16 protein-coding genes are annotated in these 17,226 nt (G+C 42.2%); 14 read left to right on the top strand and 2 right to left on the bottom strand.

What is annotated here, in order from left to right:
• The first annotated feature begins 71 nt into the window (after window positions 1-71).
• The 9 genes from DFR59_RS08440 (at window position 72) to murC (ending at window position 9,819) form a co-directional block, all read left to right on the top strand.
• Window positions 72-587, top strand: a complete 516-nt coding sequence (locus DFR59_RS08440; RefSeq protein ID WP_114745185.1) for a hypothetical protein — start codon at window positions 72-74, stop codon at window positions 585-587.
• Window positions 588-742: 155 nt separating this feature from the next.
• Window positions 743-1,759 carry a PTS sugar transporter subunit IIC gene (locus tag DFR59_RS08435; protein ID WP_114745184.1) on the top strand — a complete coding sequence of 339 codons (1,017 nt, stop codon included), beginning with the start codon at window positions 743-745 and terminating at the stop codon, window positions 1,757-1,759.
• A 2-nt stretch (window positions 1,760-1,761) separates the two neighbouring features.
• Entirely contained in the window at window positions 1,762-2,073 is a 312-nt protein-coding gene (locus DFR59_RS08430; protein WP_114745183.1) for a thioredoxin family protein, read from the top strand.
• Between the two features lie 127 nt (window positions 2,074-2,200).
• Window positions 2,201-2,995, top strand: a complete 795-nt coding sequence (locus DFR59_RS08425) for a DUF1444 domain-containing protein (RefSeq protein ID WP_114745276.1) — start codon at window positions 2,201-2,203, stop codon at window positions 2,993-2,995.
• Window positions 2,996-3,011: 16 nt separating this feature from the next.
• On the top strand, window positions 3,012-3,623 hold the full coding sequence (gene ytpR, locus DFR59_RS08420; protein WP_114745182.1) for a YtpR family tRNA-binding protein: 612 nt from the start codon (window positions 3,012-3,014) through the stop codon (window positions 3,621-3,623).
• A 275-nt stretch (window positions 3,624-3,898) separates the two neighbouring features.
• Complete coding sequence (locus tag DFR59_RS08415) at window positions 3,899-6,463, top strand: DNA translocase FtsK (RefSeq protein ID WP_114745181.1); 2,565 nt, start codon at window positions 3,899-3,901, stop codon at window positions 6,461-6,463.
• 100 nt (window positions 6,464-6,563) lie between these two features.
• Entirely contained in the window at window positions 6,564-7,667 is a 1,104-nt protein-coding gene (locus DFR59_RS08410) for a nicotinate phosphoribosyltransferase (protein ID WP_114745180.1), read from the top strand.
• Between the two features lies 1 nt (window position 7,668).
• Entirely contained in the window at window positions 7,669-8,355 is a 687-nt protein-coding gene (locus tag DFR59_RS08405; RefSeq protein ID WP_114745179.1) for a hypothetical protein, read from the top strand.
• Window positions 8,356-8,502: 147 nt separating this feature from the next.
• The gene (gene murC, locus DFR59_RS08400; RefSeq protein ID WP_114745178.1) at window positions 8,503-9,819 is read left to right on the top strand and encodes a UDP-N-acetylmuramate--L-alanine ligase; all 1,317 of its coding nucleotides are present in this window, start codon (window positions 8,503-8,505) and stop codon (window positions 9,817-9,819) included.
• A 50-nt stretch (window positions 9,820-9,869) separates the two neighbouring features.
• Here murC and DFR59_RS08395 read toward each other — a convergent pair whose 3' ends face one another.
• Window positions 9,870-10,985: an aminopeptidase gene (locus DFR59_RS08395; RefSeq protein WP_114745177.1), complete on the bottom strand. Its 1,116-nt coding sequence runs from the start codon at window positions 10,983-10,985 to the stop codon at window positions 9,870-9,872.
• Between the two features lie 207 nt (window positions 10,986-11,192).
• On the opposite strand from DFR59_RS08395, the gene DFR59_RS08390 reads away from it, so the two are divergent.
• Genes DFR59_RS08390 through ytxJ form a run of 3 tightly spaced genes read left to right on the top strand, consistent with a single transcriptional unit; the run spans window position 11,193 to window position 12,530 of the window.
• On the top strand, window positions 11,193-11,684 hold the full coding sequence (locus DFR59_RS08390; protein ID WP_114745176.1) for a DUF948 domain-containing protein: 492 nt from the start codon (window positions 11,193-11,195) through the stop codon (window positions 11,682-11,684).
• Window positions 11,685-11,705: 21 nt separating this feature from the next.
• Window positions 11,706-12,143, top strand: a complete 438-nt coding sequence (locus DFR59_RS08385) for a YtxH domain-containing protein (RefSeq protein ID WP_114745175.1) — start codon at window positions 11,706-11,708, stop codon at window positions 12,141-12,143.
• Between the two features lie 60 nt (window positions 12,144-12,203).
• The gene (gene ytxJ, locus DFR59_RS08380; RefSeq protein ID WP_114745174.1) at window positions 12,204-12,530 is read left to right on the top strand and encodes a bacillithiol system redox-active protein YtxJ; all 327 of its coding nucleotides are present in this window, start codon (window positions 12,204-12,206) and stop codon (window positions 12,528-12,530) included.
• Between the two features lie 26 nt (window positions 12,531-12,556).
• Here ytxJ and DFR59_RS08375 read toward each other — a convergent pair whose 3' ends face one another.
• Window positions 12,557-14,713, bottom strand: coding sequence for a cell division protein FtsA (locus DFR59_RS08375; protein ID WP_114745173.1), 2,157 nt, complete (start codon window positions 14,711-14,713; stop codon window positions 12,557-12,559).
• A 208-nt stretch (window positions 14,714-14,921) separates the two neighbouring features.
• Between DFR59_RS08375 and DFR59_RS08370 the strand changes: the two genes are divergently transcribed.
• Both DFR59_RS08370 and ccpA read left to right on the top strand, forming a co-directional pair.
• Window positions 14,922-16,001 carry a bifunctional 3-deoxy-7-phosphoheptulonate synthase/chorismate mutase gene (locus DFR59_RS08370; RefSeq protein ID WP_114745172.1) on the top strand — a complete coding sequence of 360 codons (1,080 nt, stop codon included), beginning with the start codon at window positions 14,922-14,924 and terminating at the stop codon, window positions 15,999-16,001.
• Window positions 16,002-16,202: 201 nt separating this feature from the next.
• Window positions 16,203-17,201 carry a catabolite control protein A gene (ccpA, locus tag DFR59_RS08365; protein ID WP_114745171.1) on the top strand — a complete coding sequence of 333 codons (999 nt, stop codon included), beginning with the start codon at window positions 16,203-16,205 and terminating at the stop codon, window positions 17,199-17,201.
• The last annotated feature ends 25 nt before the right edge of the window (window positions 17,202-17,226 follow it).

Raw genomic sequence — 17,226 nt, 5'->3', positions numbered from 1 at the left:
ATAGCTTGAAAAAATTTTACATATAAGGGTAACATATGTATAAAGCTTCAAGTTAATGGGAGGAAGCCATCATGAAAAAGAACTTGCTATTTGCCATTATTTCAGCCGTACTCCTTTTTTCTGCGGGGTGCAGTGCATCCATCAAAGACCAATCGAAGGATGCTGCGTCTTCGGTGAAAAAGGCTTTTGAAGCAGAACCGAAAGAGGCAGATGAAAAACTGAAAGAATTAAAAGTCCATCTTCCTTTTGGGATGTCTGTCAAAAAAGAGACCGCAAATAATGTCATACTAAAAAAAGGTGCCAATATCTATATCCTTTTTTATAATACAAAAGAAGCAGAAGACAGCGACCTTGTCTACAAGATGAGCACCGGGCAGGGAGAGGCGCCATATCTAACAAAAACATATAAAGACGATGGCCGCTTTGGCTTCCTTATCATCAATAAGGTGAAGAAGGATCTCTACGAGGTCAGTACGGGCATCGGGGGCATCAAGATGACGACTGAAGTAAAAACAAGAAAGGTTGCTTCCACCGCAGAAATGATGATGGAAATCGTTTCTTCCGCTGAATATCGAAATAAAAAGTAAAAACGCCCGTGGGCATTCTATTTGGATGCCCACGAGCGTTTTTTGCTTTCTAAAAGTCCTTTCGACCTTTAAGAACAATGTAATATTTGTCTAGACAAAACATACAACTGTCTTTACACTAGTAAATTGAAAAGATGTTTATGAGGGGGATATGGATGAAAGAATTTCTTAAAAGAAAAGGCGTTCATGTTTCTGTTAAGGCCTATTTAATTGATGCACTCGGATACATGGCACTAGGATTGTTTAGTTCGCTGATCATTGGACTGATTATGAAAACGATAGGCGAACAGCTTCATCTGCCGTTTTTCATAGATATGGGGACATTGGCAATGGGTTTGATGGGTCCCGCCATTGGAGTAGCTGTTGCTTACGGGCTGGGTGCTCCGCCGTTGGTCATTTTTGCAGGTGCCATAACAGGAGCAGCAGGTGCAGAACTAGGAGGTCCTGCGGGCAGTTACGCGGCTGCATTAATTTCTTGTGAAATCGGTAAACTAATCAGCAAGGAAACAAAAATTGATATTATCGTTACGCCATTCGCCACGATTCTTGCAGGGTATTCAGTTGCTTACTTGATCGGACCATTTATTGCTGATTTTATGACGATGTTCGGGAGCTGGATCAGCTGGGCGACACTGCAAAGGCCAATCATCATGGGAATCCTTGTTGCCTTATTGATGGGGCTTGCCTTGACTGCGCCGATCTCAAGTGCGGCCATTGCTTTTATGCTTGGACTAAGCGGTATTGCTGCAGGTGCTGCAACGATTGGCTGCAGTGCGCAAATGATTGGATTTGCTGTCAGCAGCTATCGTGAAAATAAAATGGGCGGTCTGCTCGCACAGGGGCTTGGGACTTCGATGCTTCAGGTGCCTAATATTGTGAGGCATCCGCTTATATTAGTTCCACCCACTGTTGCCGGAGTCATTTTGGCTCCTTTTGGTACAACGCTATTCCCGATGGAGAACAATCCAGCAGGTGCCGGGATGGGAACGAGCGGCCTCGTGGGGCAGATCATGGCATTCACGACTATGGGCTTTTCCATGGAAGTATTAATCAAGGTCCTGCTATTGCATATCATTGGACCTGCAGTCATCAGCCTGATACTATCGGAATATATGAGGAAACGCGGCTGGATTAAATTTGGCCAGATGAAGATAGAAACTGGAGGCAAATAGACATGGAAAAATTGCAAAGAATGGAACAGTTCGAGGAATTAAAAAATACCGGAAAGCATATCTTTATGTTTTCTGCAGACTGGTGTCCTGATTGCCGTTTCATTGACCCATTCCTACCTGAAGTAGAAGCAGACTTTCCTGAATTCACATTCGTTTATGTAGATAGAGATCAATTCATAGACCTATGCGCAGCACTGGACGTATACGGCATCCCAAGCTTCGTTGCATTCAACGAAGGAAAAGAAACAGGAAGATTCGTAAGCAAAGACAGAAAAACAAAAGAAGAAATCGAATCATTCATTAAAGGGTTATAATTTAGTTGTGACTCAAAACGAGTTTGCGGAATTTCCGTAAACTCGTTTTGTACTTGCAGGGGGTTTTATTGTAAAATGAAACATGGCAATTCAATCTCCTACTCTAGAAGGAGGGGTCAAAATGAAAATGGACACAATCAAAATGAAAAAAGAATTGCAGGCACGATTAGAAGCGCCGCATAGAACTTTTACATATGACCGCGAAAAAGAAGTGCTCCGCATAGAAAATACGGACACAAAAAAAGGAATCAATATCACCTTGCCGGGAATCGTGGCAAAGTGGCAGGAGCAAAAAGAAAAAGCCATTGATGAAGTTGTTTACTATGTAAACGAAGCCCTCGGTGTAATGGGCACGAAAACCGAAGGAAAAGGAAAAGAAAAGAATATCTTTCCTGTCATCCGCTCCACTTCGTTTCCAATGGAAAGCTCCGAAGGTACAGCTTTTATCACGGACGAGCATACTGCAGAAACCCGAATCTACTACGCCTTGGATCTCGGGAATACCTACAGGCTGATTGATGAAGAGTTTTCAGCTCAGGAAGGATGGAGCAAGGAGCATATCAAGGAAACCGCTCTTTTCAACGTCCGATCCCTGCCTGTGAAAATGAAATCTGACAACGTTGCCGGGAATGAGTTTTATTTCCTTAATACAAACGATGGATATGATGCAAGCAGGATTCTCAATGCTTCATTCCTCGAGGGCATGTCTGAGAAAATGGAAGGGGAAATGACTCTCGCTGTTCCCCATCAGGACGTATTAATCATTGGGGATATCCGCAATGAAACAGGATATGACATCCTGGCCCAAATGACAATGAGCTTTTTCGCAGCTGGCACTGTTCCGATTACCGCGTTGTCATTTTTATATGAAAATGGCGAATTGGACCCGATATTCATATTAGGAAAGAATCGTAAAAAATAAGGAGGAAAAAGAGATCATGAACGTTTTTTATAATAAAGAAGGAATCGGCGATACGTTAATCATCGTCTTAGGTGATGCAGAAAGAGAGGTTCACTCCTTTGAGCGCAAAGGAGATGCCGTAAAAATTAATAACAGCGAATCCAAGGAATTGATTGGTTTTAATCTTTTCAACGCATCCCAATACTTGGAACTGAATGAGTCCGGATCTGTCGAAATGAATGAAGAAAAATTGGCTGTTATCAATGATGCCCTTTCTAAAAATGGGTTTGAAGATAAGTTGGAAGCTGACTTTTCTCCAAAATTTGTTGTCGGATATGTTCAGTCCAAAGAAAAACATCCAAACGCGGATAAATTGAATATCTGCAAAGTGGATGTAGGCAGCGGAGAAGTGCTTCAAATCGTCTGTGGTGCACCGAATGTCGATGAAGCACAAAAAGTGGTAGTAGCAAAAGTTGGGGCTGTAATGCCAAGCGGAATGATTATCAAGGATGCTGAATTAAGGGGTGTCCCATCAAGCGGGATGATTTGCTCAGCAAGGGAATTGGCTCTGCCTGATGCCCCTCAAGAAAAAGGAATCCTTGTATTGGAAGATGAAAAATACTCCGCAGGACAGCCATTTATTTTTTAAGCATATATGAATGAAATTTGTAAACGAAAACTGGCTCAATGGAGCCGGTTTTTTGTCTTTAATTACTAAAAAAATAGGGGGATTGGAGTCCTTTGAATTCTCTTATATCCCAGAATTAATTACATTTTTTGTTATGTGATGGGAAAAAGGAGTCGTTTTTTCTAGTGGATTTTGTCTAAACAGCGAGTTTTTCGTTGTGTCCTTTTATATATTCGCTCGAAATTCTGTCGGAAACTGTTACAATAAGAAAGATTACTACAGAAAGAGTGATACATATGAGCTGGTTTAAAAAAATCGCAAAAATACTCAAATCAGATGAAAATATCGAAGGTGAATATGAACATATAACACATGAAAGCTCTGAACTTCCATCTCAAATGGAAGGACCCCAGAGGGCATCCAAAGGAAAAGAAATTGAAACACGAATGACCTATCAGTATCCAAAAGGAGAATTCCGTTTCCCATTGATTCCTGATCAAGGAAAGGCAAGGGAGCAAAGAAGACAGCAAATGAGGCAGCAGCCTGTAGAGAAGCAGGATGTACGACTGAAAAAAGAGAAGCCGCTGCCAAAGGGTTTAGAAAAGCAAAAAGAGAAGCTGCCGGTGAAGGATGAGCCCTCTAGAAATGAACAGCACAACCATACGAGCCGTCCCACGATCAAACCGAAACTCAGCAGGCCCTTTACACCGACTGAAATCCCTTCGCCGATATACGGCTTCAATCGGCCTAAGCCTAATGAAAAAGTTGAAATTGAATTAAGCGGAATAAAAACTGTCACTGCTGCCATTACAAATAATATAGATATTCCTTCATCCCTTTTTAAGAAGGAAGAAGAGATATCTCCAGCAATGGAACACACCCCGCTGCCGATCCTAGAAAAAACAGAGGCAGCTGATATTAATTTGAAGGAAACGGATGAAATCATTGAAGCAAGAGAAGAGCCTGAAGAGCAGGTTACATCTGTTGAAGAAACGATTATTGAACCTCAAATGGAATCGTTTGAGTCTGAAATATTAGAAGATAAAGAGATTCTGAAAGTTGAGGACACTCAGGAGATAAATGAGGAAGTAGAGCAAGCTTCTGAAGATATTGAGGATCATTCCTTTGTACAACAAGCCATGCAATCAACTGAAACTTCTGCTGCACTTGAAGCCGAAGAAGAAACAGAAGCAGTTGAGAGAATAGAAGAAGTCCGTCAAGAAGAACAAAAGAAACGTTCACACCTGCCGTTTAATGTCATCATGACAAAACAAGACCGGACAAAATATGAACAAAAAAAAAGCGTAGGAATGGTCAGACCTTCCATTGAAGCCAGTATTAAAGATGAGCCTGTTCCATGTGTAATGGAGGAAAAAAAGCCTGCAGTGGAAGAAGTTCTATCTGGATCAGTGGAAAATGATAAGGGGCTGTCAAATGGATACTCCCTGCCGCCATACGAATATCTTAATCCTCCGGTAGATGAAGAGCCAAGTGATGATTGGCTCAGGCAGCAAAGTGAATTATTGAATGAAACACTTGCTAACTTCAATGTTCAGGCACAAGTCGTGAATGTCACTCAAGGACCTGCTGTCACAAGATTTGAAGTACAGCCCGCTCCAGGTGTAAAAGTGAATAAGATTACAAATCTTTCCGACGATATCAAATTAAGCCTGGCAGCAAAGGATATCAGGATTGAAGCACCGATTCCGGGCAAGCATACAATCGGAATCGAAGTACCGAACAAATCGGGAAGACCTGTCTGGATAAGTGAAATCATTTCAAGCCCAGCCTTCCAAGAGAGCAGCTCGCCTTTGACAGCTGCACTCGGATTGGATATCTCAGGGAATCCGATCGTCACAGATTTAAAAAAGATGCCGCATGGCTTGATTGCAGGTGCAACGGGTTCAGGAAAAAGCGTCTGCATCAATTCCATTCTTTTAAGTTTGCTTTATAAAGCAAAGCCGCATGAATTAAAGCTTCTGTTGATTGACCCGAAAATGGTGGAATTGGCCCCTTACAACCATATTCCACACCTTGTCAGTCCGGTGATCACAGATGTCAAAGCAGCTACGGGAGCCTTGAAGTGGGCGGTGGAAGAAATGGAGCGGCGCTATCAATTATTTGCCCATGCGGGTGCAAGGGATATCACTCGATTCAATGATTTAGCAGAGAAAAATAAACAATACAGCGACAAGCTTCCTTATATTGTCATCGTCATCGATGAATTGGCAGATCTTATGATGATGTCCCCGGCCGATGTAGAAGAGGCGATTTGTCGAATTGCCCAAAAAGCCCGTGCATGCGGAATCCACTTGATCATCGCTACTCAAAGGCCGTCGGTGGATGTCATTACAGGATTGATCAAAGCGAATGTTCCGACAAGGATTGCGTTTTCGGTTTCTTCTCAAATCGATTCAAGGACCATCATCGACATCAGCGGAGCAGAAAAGCTCTTAGGCAAAGGGGATATGCTGTTCCTGGAAAACGGGGCATCCAAGCCATTCAGGCTGCAAGGTACATTTGTTTCCGATGATGAGATTGATATGATTGTCGATCATGTACGCTCACAACAGGAGCCCGATTATCTGTTCGAACAGGAAGAACTGCTGAAGAAAACGCAAGTTGTTGAAGAAGAAGACCCGCTCTTTTTTGAAGCGTGTGAATTCATTGTCGACCAAGGCGGCGCTTCGACGTCTTCCCTTCAAAGAAGATTCCATATCGGCTATAACCGGGCAGCCCGTTTGATCGACCTGCTTGAAAAGCAAGGAATCATATCTGAATCACGCGGGACCAAGCCAAGGGATGTACTAATCTCCGAAGGTGAGTTAGAATCGATTCAGGATACTAGTCCTAGTTTATAGAACATGGTATTCTTTACTTATGTCTAAACATACTAAACGTAATCAAGTCCTTTTCTGCAATTGAAAATGGGCAAAGTGACTTTTTAAGGAGCTTTTGAGAATGAAGGAAATCGAGTTAAAAGTTCAAGGGAAAATCAACCGCTTGACGAATCATACATTTAAGTTCGACGAAAGAGTGAAGGAAGGCTGGTTCTCGGCTGTCTATTTTTTAAAAACACGCGAAATCGCACGTAAATTCAAACCAGAGAGCCGTGTCACGATGCAGTTCTTCCAGAAGAATGAAGCTGTTCTGTGCGGAACGGATGAAGTGATTGCCTTGCTTCATACATTTTCGGACAATCCCGAAGAATTAGTCATCAAGTCATTAAAAGACGGGGATAAGATCAGCCCGTTTGAAACAGTGCTCACAATAGAAGGAAGATATCAGGATTTCGGCTACCTGGAAGGATTGATTGATGGCATCTTAGCCAGAAGGACTTCCGTTGCTACGAATGTATATAATGTAGTCAAAGCGGCAGCCGTTTCAGGCAAGCAAAAACCGGTCATTTTCATGGGAGACCGTGATGACCACTTTACTACACAAGCAGGCGATGGATATGCTGCATTCATCGGCGGCGCTACGGCGCAGGCTACTCACGCAATGAGTGAATGGTGGGGCAAAAAGGGAATGGGGACTATGCCTCATGCCTTGATACAACTGTTCAATGGAGATATCGTGGAAGCAACGAAGGCATATCAGGAAACTTTCCCTGAAGACGAATTGATCTCATTGGTGGATTATAATAATGATGTCATTACTGATTCACTTAAGGTTGCAAGGGAATTCGGCCAAGATTTAAAAGGCGTCCGAGTGGATACCTCAAGGACCATGATTGATAAATATTTCTTGCGCAATCAGCATCTTTTAGGTACTTTTGATCCCCGCGGTGTCAATGCTCAATTGATATTTGCATTGAGAAAGGCCCTTGACGATGAGGGATTTGGCCACGTAAAGATTGTCGTGTCAGGTGGATTCAGCGAAGATCGTATTATGGATTTTGAAAAATCCGGTGTACCGGTCGACATGTATGGCATCGGCAGCAGTCTATTGAAGATCAATATTGGATTTACAGGAGATAACGTGGTGCTTGACGGTGCTCCGCAGGCGAAAGCTGGAAGGAGACTCCGCCTTAATCCTAGATTAGAAAAAGTGGAATGGAATTGACATGCCTAACAAAGCAGATTCTTTGTTGAATTTTCATGAGTTCAAGGAGAAAAAGCAGCGTTTGGCTGAAGAAAAAGCCTCGAATATCTATGATATGGCCCGTGGATATGCAGAACGATCTGCCAATATCCGCGAAAAGGTGAGGGGAAAGCATATTTTTTGCAGCATGACCGGCATCTCGAATGCCGAGCCCCTTTCCGATTGGCTGGAAGAAGCATTTTTTCAATGGTTCCTTTTTGATTATAAAACAATCAGCGGCAAAACAATCTTTCATACATTTTTGTACAGCCGGCAGCAGCAATGGACAGAGCCCGACTTTATACAAGGGGCTCTCTTTTTGACTGCAGCCCTGGAGCCCGTCGAAATCACTGAAGTTCACTCAGATAGAGAATTCAAGGCGAGGAATTTAACGGCCTCGTGCAAAGAGGTGCAGATTAAGTCCGCCGCTTCGAGAAATGTCTCTAAAGGATACGCTTTTCTAAGAAAAATTCCATTATTGACAAAAGAAATGTTAGTCGGAGATATTTTTGTGGTAAATACCCCTGAGAGGATTGACATGCTCTTAAAGGATTATAAAAAAGCATCATTGGAACATAATGGTTTGGCATGGCGCACCTATTTGAAAGAAAATAGTATGAAATATGCATTTTCCCCTGATGTACAGACACTACATAGTCACAGTGAATAATTAATGCTATAATGATTCAATATGAAAATTGCGTTAAATACTTTTAATTTAAATTTAATGAGTTCATGATCAGAAATGTGGACCATCGCAAAAAAAAGATTGATTTCATATACTGCTTACAGATAGACGAATGTTGGAGGTTCTATTATGACTTTATACCATTTCGTAGGCATTAAGGGTTCAGGAATGAGCGCTCTGGCGCAAGTCCTTCACGATATGAATTATAATGTCCAAGGTTCTGATGTTGAGAAATACTTTTTCACTCAGGCATCCCTTGAGGATTCAGGAATCAAAATCATGCCTTTTCAGCGCGGAAATATTCAGCCTGGAATGACCGTGATCGCAGGAAATGCTTATCCAGATACTCATGAAGAAATTGACGAAGCGCTAAAATTAGGGCTTCCGGTCATCAGATATCATAAATTTCTGGGCGACTTCATGCAGCGCTTTACAAGCATCGCTGTAACAGGAGCACATGGCAAAACATCCACTACCGGTTTATTGGCCCATATTATGAGAGGGGCTAAACCTACATCCTATTTGATCGGGGACGGTACCGGAAAAGGGGACGCGGATGCGGAGTATTTTGTATTTGAAGCATGTGAATACAGAAGACATTTCCTTTCCTATTTCCCTGACTATGCGATTATGACAAACATCGATTTTGACCACCCTGATTATTTTGCCAATATCGATGATGTCTTTTCCGCGTTTCAGGAAATGGCTCTTCAAGTGAAAAAAGGGATCTTTGCATGCGGCGATGATGAACAGCTTCAAAAAATCCAGGCAAAAGTACCGGTGCTATTCTATGGATTTGATGAAGAGAATGACTTCCAGGCAAGGAATGTGGAGAGGGGTGAAACTGGTACATCCTTCGACGTATTTGTGAGGAACAATTTCTATGCAAGCTTTAAAATCCCTCAATATGGTGATCATAATGTACTTAATGCATTATCAGTCATTGCGGTTTGCCATTATGAAGAGATTGATGCGGAAGCTGTACAGAAGCAATTCATGAGCTATGGCGGCGTAAAAAGAAGGTTCACCGAAAAAGTACTTGGGGATCAAATCATCATCGATGACTATGCCCACCATCCAACGGAAATAAAAGCGACGATCGAATCAGCAAGGCAAAAGTTCCCGGGGAAAGAATTAGTAGCTGTTTTTCAGCCTCATACTTTCACAAGGACTCAGACGTTCCTAACAGATTTTGCCAAGAGTTTGAGCGAAGCAGACCATGTATTCTTATGCGACATCTTTGGATCTGCGCGTGAAAATCATGGAAAGCTTTCCATTCACGATCTCCGTGAAAAAATTGAAGGGTCGCATCTGATCAATGAGACAGATACTTCCCCATTATTGGCATACAGGGACAGCGTCATTATTTTCATGGGTGCGGGGGATATTCAAAAATTCCAATCAGCCTACGAAGAATTAAAGACGGACAGCCTTAAAGAGGCGTGAATATAGTAAAAGGAAGCCGCTGAGAAGCGGCTTCCTTTTATTAATTACATTTATTTCAAGTTTTCAGGATTTAAACATTCCAATTCCGGCAGGACGAAACGGCCGTCTTTTCTGATGAGAACATCATCAAAATAGATTTCTCCCCCGCCGTATTCCGGTCTTTGGATCATGACCATATCCCAATGGATGTTGGAATGGTTCCCATTGTATGCATCCTCATAGCATTCACCAGGAGTGAAATGGAAGCTGCCATCGATCTTCTCATCAAATAGGATATCCTGCATCGGATGTAAGATATATGGATTGACCCCAATTGCAAATTCCCCTACATAGCGGGCACCTTCATCAGTATCAAAAATCTTATTGATGCGATCTGAATCATTTGCTGTCGCTTCAACGATCTTTCCATCTTTGAAAGTCAATTTGACATTTTCGAATGTAAATCCTTGATATGGAGAAGGCGTATTGTATGCGATTGTTCCGTTAACCGAATCTTTCACAGGAGCAGAATACACTTCACCATCAGGGATGTTCAAGCGGCCCGCACATTTTACAGCCGGGATGTCCTTAATGGAGAAAGTCAAGTCAGTTCCTTCCCCTGTCAGGCGCACCTTGTCTGTGCGGTTCATTAATTCAACGAGACTGTCCATTGCCTTATCCATTTTGCTGTAGTCAAGGTTGCAGACATCGAAATAAAAATCTTCAAAACCTTCAGTGCTCATTTTGGCTAATTGCGCCATTGCTGCATTAGGGTATCGAAGGACGACCCATTTCGTTTTTGGCACACGAATTTCCCTATGTACTTTCTTTCCTACAGTGCTTCCATGGATTTTCATTTTATCACCAGGAACATCAGACTGTTCATTGATATTATCTCCGGAACGAAGACCGATGTAAGCATCCATCTGGCTCATGACTTGAGCTTCAAAATCAGCAATCATGTTGAATTGCTCTTCCTGTGCTCCCATAAGAAGGGCGCGGTCAACCTGCTGATCCTTCAATGAAACAAATGGGTAGCCTCCAGCTGCATATGCTTCTTTTACAAGGGCTGCGACTAGTTCCTTTTGAAGCCCGAAGTTTTCAATAAGAACTTTCTCACCTGACTGAAGCTGTACAGAATAATTGATTAAGTTTTTGGCGAGCTTTTCAATCCGCGGATCTTTCATATGTAGTTCCTCCTAATTTGCCACAATTTTGTTGCACATTGTCATTGTAACCGAATTCATGAAGAATGTTGAGCGGGAAAGGTTTATTTGAAAAAATTTAAGCTGGAAAGAAGGATAATTTTGTTTCCTCTAGAAAATATAATAAAGTCGTTTGCTCCAAAGAAGATGGGGGTAAAGAAGATATATAAATTAGGAGGTGGATACATAGTGATTTTGATTCTTTATTTGAGCATTGCACTTATTGCGATCGCTTTTCTTATCTTGGTCATAAATCTATCAAAGACACTAAAATCCTTGACAACAACGATGGACAGCGTATCTTCTACGCTTACTGGGCTTGAAGGGCAGCTCCAGGGAGTAACCCGGGAAACGACTGAACTCCTTCATAAAACAAACAGTCTTGCTGAGGACATTCAAGAAAAATCTGAAAGTCTGAATACAGTTGTCTACGCAGTGAAGGATGTAGGAACATCAATTCAGGGATTGAATCAATCCATCAAAAAGGTTACAACTTCCATTTCCTCTGAAGTGGAGAGAAATCAAGATAAAATATCCCAGGTAGTTCAATGGAGCAGTGTCTTTATGGAACTGAAGGATAAATTCAAGTCAAAAAGAAATGAAAAACCTGCCCCAAATCTTCCTGCTGAAACAAAGCCGCAGGAATTGAGGGAACATGTCATTCAAAGATCAAGATCTTAAAAAATTTAGGGAGGAATTAAAATGGCTCAAGTTTCCGAAACAAATACAACAGAGAGAAACGATCAAAATATGAATACAAAAGACTTTCTGATTGGCGCATTGATTGGCGGGATTGTAGGTGCGACGACAGCCTTATTCTTAGCTCCTAAATCCGGCAAGGAATTGCGTGATGATTTGAACTTGCAAGCTATGCAGCTTAAGGAGAAGTCATCCACATTCAAAGATACTGCAGTGGAAAAAGGAAATGAGTGGGCAGCAGTAGCAAAAGAAAAAACGTCAGCTCTTTCTCAAGCAGTACAAACAAATGATCTGATCAATAAAGTAAAGAATCTACGTACAGCAGGCGATGCAGAACCGGGCGAAACAAGTGATGCAGGCACAACTGCTGATGATGTTAACCAAAAGCTTGAAGAAACAAAAAAAGCGTTTGATGAAACAGAGCAAAGCATGAGCAAATAAGTTTGTTTAATGAACGGTGAAGTGATACGATAGCTTCACCGTTTTATTTTTTCCCAGGAGATGATTAAGATGAAAATTGAATCAATGGATCAGTTTAAAGAATTGATGGAAAAAGAAAACCGTTTTTTCTTTATGAAACACAGCCTTACTTGTCCAATCAGCGGTAATGCGTTTCAAGAATTCAATTCCTTTCTTCAGGATTCTGATGCCAAAGGCTATTATTTAGCTGTGCAGGAAGCAAGGGAGCTTTCAAGCCAGCTTGCAGATGAATTCCAGATTAAACATGAATCCCCACAAGTTTTTCTTATCGAAAACGGGAAGCCTGTTTGGCATGCATCACACTGGAACATTACAAAAAAAGAATTGGACAAACATTTGTTCAAATAAAAAAACAGGCTTAAGTGCCTGTTTTTTTATTTGGCCGCCATCGGCCATAGAATCTCCAGGTCGTCTCCGGAAACAATTTCATCGTAAAAAGTTGTGTCTTCATTGTTTTTTAATAATCTGAACTGACCGCGTGAATCCGGCGGCATTTCTATTTCTACATGGCGGAATAAGTCCTGGAATATAAATGGCTCTGCTTCTTTTTGCAGCACTTCAATTTCATCCCCGAAATCCAACACATCTGCTTTATTCAAAATCATCCCGTTTCTTCTGATGACGGTTAAAGGCTTGGAAATAGAAAGTGCTTCTCCATTAAATCGGACAGTAATGGATCGATCCAGGTCCCATTGTTTTTTCTGTGCGATTTCTTCCAGGGAAGGATTCTTAAATGGAATGACTTCAATCTCATCTCCATCTTCAAAGCTTTCAGTTGCTTTTACTTCTTTTCCATTTAGCTGAACCTTGCCTGAATATGCAGGAAGAAAGGTGTCTTTTCCGTTAATTTTAATGCGAAATGGCTTCAATTGGTGAATGGCATCCTTTTCTTCGGCATCCTTCATCAATTCTTCGATAGTTTGCGGGAAAGACATATGGATCTTATCTTTATCTTCAAGATATTCCTCGAGTTCAGCTTTCCTTCCATTTCGATAAACAGTCATTCCGACTTTTTGCACTAAACCATTTAAATGGATTGTTTTAATCGGGACTTGATCAATGAAATCTATTATCCGTACACTGGCTGGCCCGCCATCTTTTCCGTTCAACGCAGTAATGGAGTCACCGTGAGAGACTTCTTCATCCAAATCGCAGATCTCCCCATTTTTCTCGATGACTGGTGGATGACCGTGTTCACCGGGAACGGTGACGACTTGGCCATTGAACTCAATGATGATGGCCATTCCGGGCTTCCCGTAAAGACGGGAAATTTTTTGTCCGGATGCTAGCAGACAATCCCCTACTGTGAGTTTTTTCACTTCAAATAAGCGGACAGGCCGATCATTGACATATACAGTGATGTATTGGACAGGGGATTTCTTTGCAGCTATGGCGATTCCGATAGGTGTAACATATTCCGGGCCGCTGCTGATGCTTGGATCAACCTCCAGCCCTTGGATTGCATCAGAGCCCCTGATTGCCACCCGGTTAGCAGGAAGATTGAGGCATTCTGCAATCCTTTCCGGCAATTCAGGGGTCATGCTCCCTCCACCGACTAGCATGACAGCTTTTGGAGAATGCCCATTATTCAAGGAAAGAATTTCATTGGAAATGCTTTTAGCCAGTTTATCAATGGAATTTGAAATCATTGAGATGACTTCTGATTTTTCAACTGTCGATTGAATCCCTAAAATATCTTCAATTTCAACCTGTTCATTACCAAGAAGCTGCCGTTTGGCTGTTTCTGCATTAGGAAAGTCGAGAAGCAGGGCATCGCTGAGGGCCTCTGTGATTTCATCTCCTGCGACTGGGACCATTCCATAGGCAACGACAGTCCCCATATTGGTCAATGCGATGTCAGAAGTCCCTGCGCCGATATCTACTAAAGCAACATTCAATCTCCTCATAGATGGAGGAATAAGGACATTTATAGCGGCAATAGGTTCAAGGGTCAATGCTTCCATTTCAAGACCCGCCCGGTTCAGGGCAGCAATCAACGATTCCACTACGACGCGAGGGAGGAAGGTTGCAATGATTTCTACCGACGCTTCATCACCCTGTTGATCGACAAGACTCCCGATTTCTTCTCCGTCTAATCGATAATGAAGTACGGAATAGCCGACACAATAATAATAGTAGCTTTTTTCATTGTCATATTTTTCAGCTGCGTGGGCCTGTGCCTGCTGGACTGCGCTGAGCTCCAGATGCAGGACATCCTGTTTGGTCAGTATGTTCTTGCCTTTTATTGAAAGGAATACACTGGAACGTTCTGTTTTTAATGCCCTTCCGGCAGCTGCGACACATACTTTTGAAAGTGTGCCGTGTCTTGTCTCCAACTCTTTTTTGATTTCTTGAATGACTTGGGATACAGCGGGTACATCATGGATTTGTCCATCCAGCATGGCTCGTTCTTTATGTTCTTTTACAAGCAGCTCTTGCACATGGTAAACTGAATTTATTTCCTCGAGGATAATTCCGACTACTGATCGGGTTCCAATATCGAGAGCAAAAATCTTTTCTTTTTCTTGCACAGCTATACACCTACTTTTGATGTTTGTCATACTATGCTTTAATACTTAAAAGCGTTTAATTAATAAAGTTATTTCTCGTGACATCTTGTCTGCAATCATTTATAATAAATCCTAATATAAAAAAATGTATCACACTTTTAGTATATGGAAAAGATTTGTCCCATTGGATAATTCTTTTAAATAACCGCGAGGGAAAGGATGACCATCAATGAGCAACCAAGAACTTGATCAATTAAGGCAGCAAGTCGATGAAATGAACCTTGAGATTCTAAAGCTAGTAAACGATAGAGCACGTTTGGTTCAGGAAATTGGAAAAGTCAAAGAAAAACAAGGTGTAAACCGCTACGATCCGCTCCGCGAAAGAGACATGCTCAATCTGATTAAGCAGCATAATGATGGACCTTTTGAAAATTCCACCATCGAGCATATGTTCAAACAAATCTTCAAAGCGGCTCTGGAGCTTCAGGAAGATGACCACCGCAAAGCTCTTCTTGTGTCCCGCAAGAAAAAAGCGGAAGATACGATTGTGGAGATCAAAGGGGAAAAAATCGGAGATGGAAATCCTCACTTCGTTTTCGGCCCTTGTGCTGTAGAGTCTTACGAACAGGTGGCAGCAGTGGCACAATCCATTAAATCAAAAGGATTGAAGCTATTAAGGGGAGGAGCTTTCAAACCTCGTACATCTCCTTATGACTTCCAGGGGCTTGGCATCGAAGGACTGAAGATTTTAAAAAGAATTGCCGATGATTTTGACATGGCTGTCGTCAGCGAAATTGTCAATCCGGCTGATATTGAACATGCCTTGGAATATATTGATGTCATCCAGATCGGTGCAAGAAATATGCAGAATTTCGAATTGTTGAAAGCTGCTGGTGCCGTCAATAAGCCTGTATTATTGAAGAGAGGGCTAGCCGCAACCATTGATGAATTCATCAATGCAGCAGAATATATCATGGCACAGGGAAATGGCCAGATCATCCTCTGTGAGCGGGGAATCCGCACATATGAGCGTGCTACAAGAAACACACTGGACATTTCGGCAGTACCTATCTTGAAGCAGGAAACGCATCTGCCTGTATTTGTTGATGTCACTCATTCAACAGGCAGAAGGGATTTATTGCTTCCTACGGCGAAGGCTGCATTGGCAATTGGAGCAGATGGAGTAATGGCTGAAGTCCATCCTGATCCGGCAGTCGCATTATCCGATTCAGCACAGCAGATGGACTTGGAGCAGTTCGATGAATTCTACCGTTCTCTTCTTTCTTCTGCACACCCAGTAAAACTGTAAATTCAGTGGGATTTATAAGTAGATATTTCCCTAAACCGGTCTCTTGCAGGCCGGTTTTTCTCATTATTTGAGGATTTAATGAATTTTTATACTGAAATGGGTAAAAGCTTGGCAAAATAGAAGGGAATTCGTTGATTGAAAGAGCTTACTATCGTATTATAGGAACAATAATGCTGAATTCGACATAGGAGAGTGGTACAAGTGAATATTACTATATATGATGTTGCACGCGAGGCTAATGTTTCGATGGCAACTGTATCAAGGGTTGTGAACGGAAACCCGAATGTAAAACCTGCGACAAGAAAGAAAGTCCTCGATGTCATTGAACGGCTTGGATACCGTCCTAATGCCGTGGCGCGTGGATTGGCAAGCAAAAAGACCACAACGGTTGGTGTCATTATCCCTGATATCTCTAATATTTTCTTTGCAGAGCTGGCAAGGGGAATTGAGGATATCGCAACAATGTATAAATATAACATCATTTTGAGCAATTCCGATCAAAACAAAGAAAAGGAACTTCATCTGTTGAATACGATGCTCGGAAAACAGGTGGATGGGATCGTCTTCATGGGCGGAAACATCACCGAAGAACATACAGCTGAGTTTGAACGCTCCCCTGTCCCCATTGTTCTTGCAGGTTCTGTAGAATCATCTGAAAAAATTCCTTCCGTTAATATCGACTACTACCAGGCGGCGTATGATGCTGTTAAGGAATTTGCCGGCAAGGGGCATAAACAAATTGCATTTGTGGTAGGACCTTTTCACGATACTATCAATAGTGGACAGAAGCTTGAAGGCTACAAAAAAGCTCTTGAGGAATCAGGAATTGCTTATAATGAAGAGCTGGTCATTGAAGGGGACTACACATATGATTCCGGTTTGGAGGCATGGCAGAAGCTTGGGGAAATGGAAGACAAACCGACGGCAGTCATTGCTGGGAACGATGAAATGGCCCTTGGCGTCGTGCATGGAGCGCAGGATGCCGGACTGACTATCCCGGATGACCTCGAAGTGATTACATCCGATAATACAAAACTTGCTTTGATGGTTAGGCCGCAGCTGACATCGATCGTACAGCCGCTTTATGATATTGGGGCAGTTTCGATGCGTTTGCTGACTAAATATATGAACAAAGAAGAAGTAAAAGATCATATCGTAGTTCTGCCTCACAGAATTGAACATCGGGATTCCACGAAGTAGAAAAGCGGAGCCGGCCTGAAAGCCC

Origin of the sequence: Falsibacillus pallidus, from assembly GCF_003350505.1 — a bacterium.
GTDB lineage: Bacteria > Bacillota > Bacilli > Bacillales > DSM-25281 > Falsibacillus > Falsibacillus pallidus.
This window is presented reverse-complemented; position numbering and strand designations above follow the sequence as displayed.

Coding starts and splice junctions, on each gene's coding strand:
- ytxJ (WP_114745174.1), top strand. CDS start 12,204: ATGATTAAGATGAAAATTGAATCAATGGATCAGTTTAAAGAATTGATG.
- DFR59_RS08385 (WP_114745175.1), top strand. CDS start 11,706: ATGGCTCAAGTTTCCGAAACAAATACAACAGAGAGAAACGATCAAAAT.
- DFR59_RS08440 (WP_114745185.1), top strand. CDS start 72: ATGAAAAAGAACTTGCTATTTGCCATTATTTCAGCCGTACTCCTTTTT.
- DFR59_RS08410 (WP_114745180.1), top strand. CDS start 6,564: ATGAAGGAAATCGAGTTAAAAGTTCAAGGGAAAATCAACCGCTTGACG.
- DFR59_RS08395 (WP_114745177.1), bottom strand. CDS start 10,985: ATGAAAGATCCGCGGATTGAAAAGCTCGCCAAAAACTTAATCAATTAT.
- DFR59_RS08370 (WP_114745172.1), top strand. CDS start 14,922: ATGAGCAACCAAGAACTTGATCAATTAAGGCAGCAAGTCGATGAAATG.
- DFR59_RS08435 (WP_114745184.1), top strand. CDS start 743: ATGAAAGAATTTCTTAAAAGAAAAGGCGTTCATGTTTCTGTTAAGGCC.
- DFR59_RS08415 (WP_114745181.1), top strand. CDS start 3,899: ATGAGCTGGTTTAAAAAAATCGCAAAAATACTCAAATCAGATGAAAAT.
- ytpR (WP_114745182.1), top strand. CDS start 3,012: ATGAACGTTTTTTATAATAAAGAAGGAATCGGCGATACGTTAATCATC.
- DFR59_RS08405 (WP_114745179.1), top strand. CDS start 7,669: ATGCCTAACAAAGCAGATTCTTTGTTGAATTTTCATGAGTTCAAGGAG.
- DFR59_RS08425 (WP_114745276.1), top strand. CDS start 2,201: ATGGACACAATCAAAATGAAAAAAGAATTGCAGGCACGATTAGAAGCG.
- DFR59_RS08430 (WP_114745183.1), top strand. CDS start 1,762: ATGGAAAAATTGCAAAGAATGGAACAGTTCGAGGAATTAAAAAATACC.
- murC (WP_114745178.1), top strand. CDS start 8,503: ATGACTTTATACCATTTCGTAGGCATTAAGGGTTCAGGAATGAGCGCT.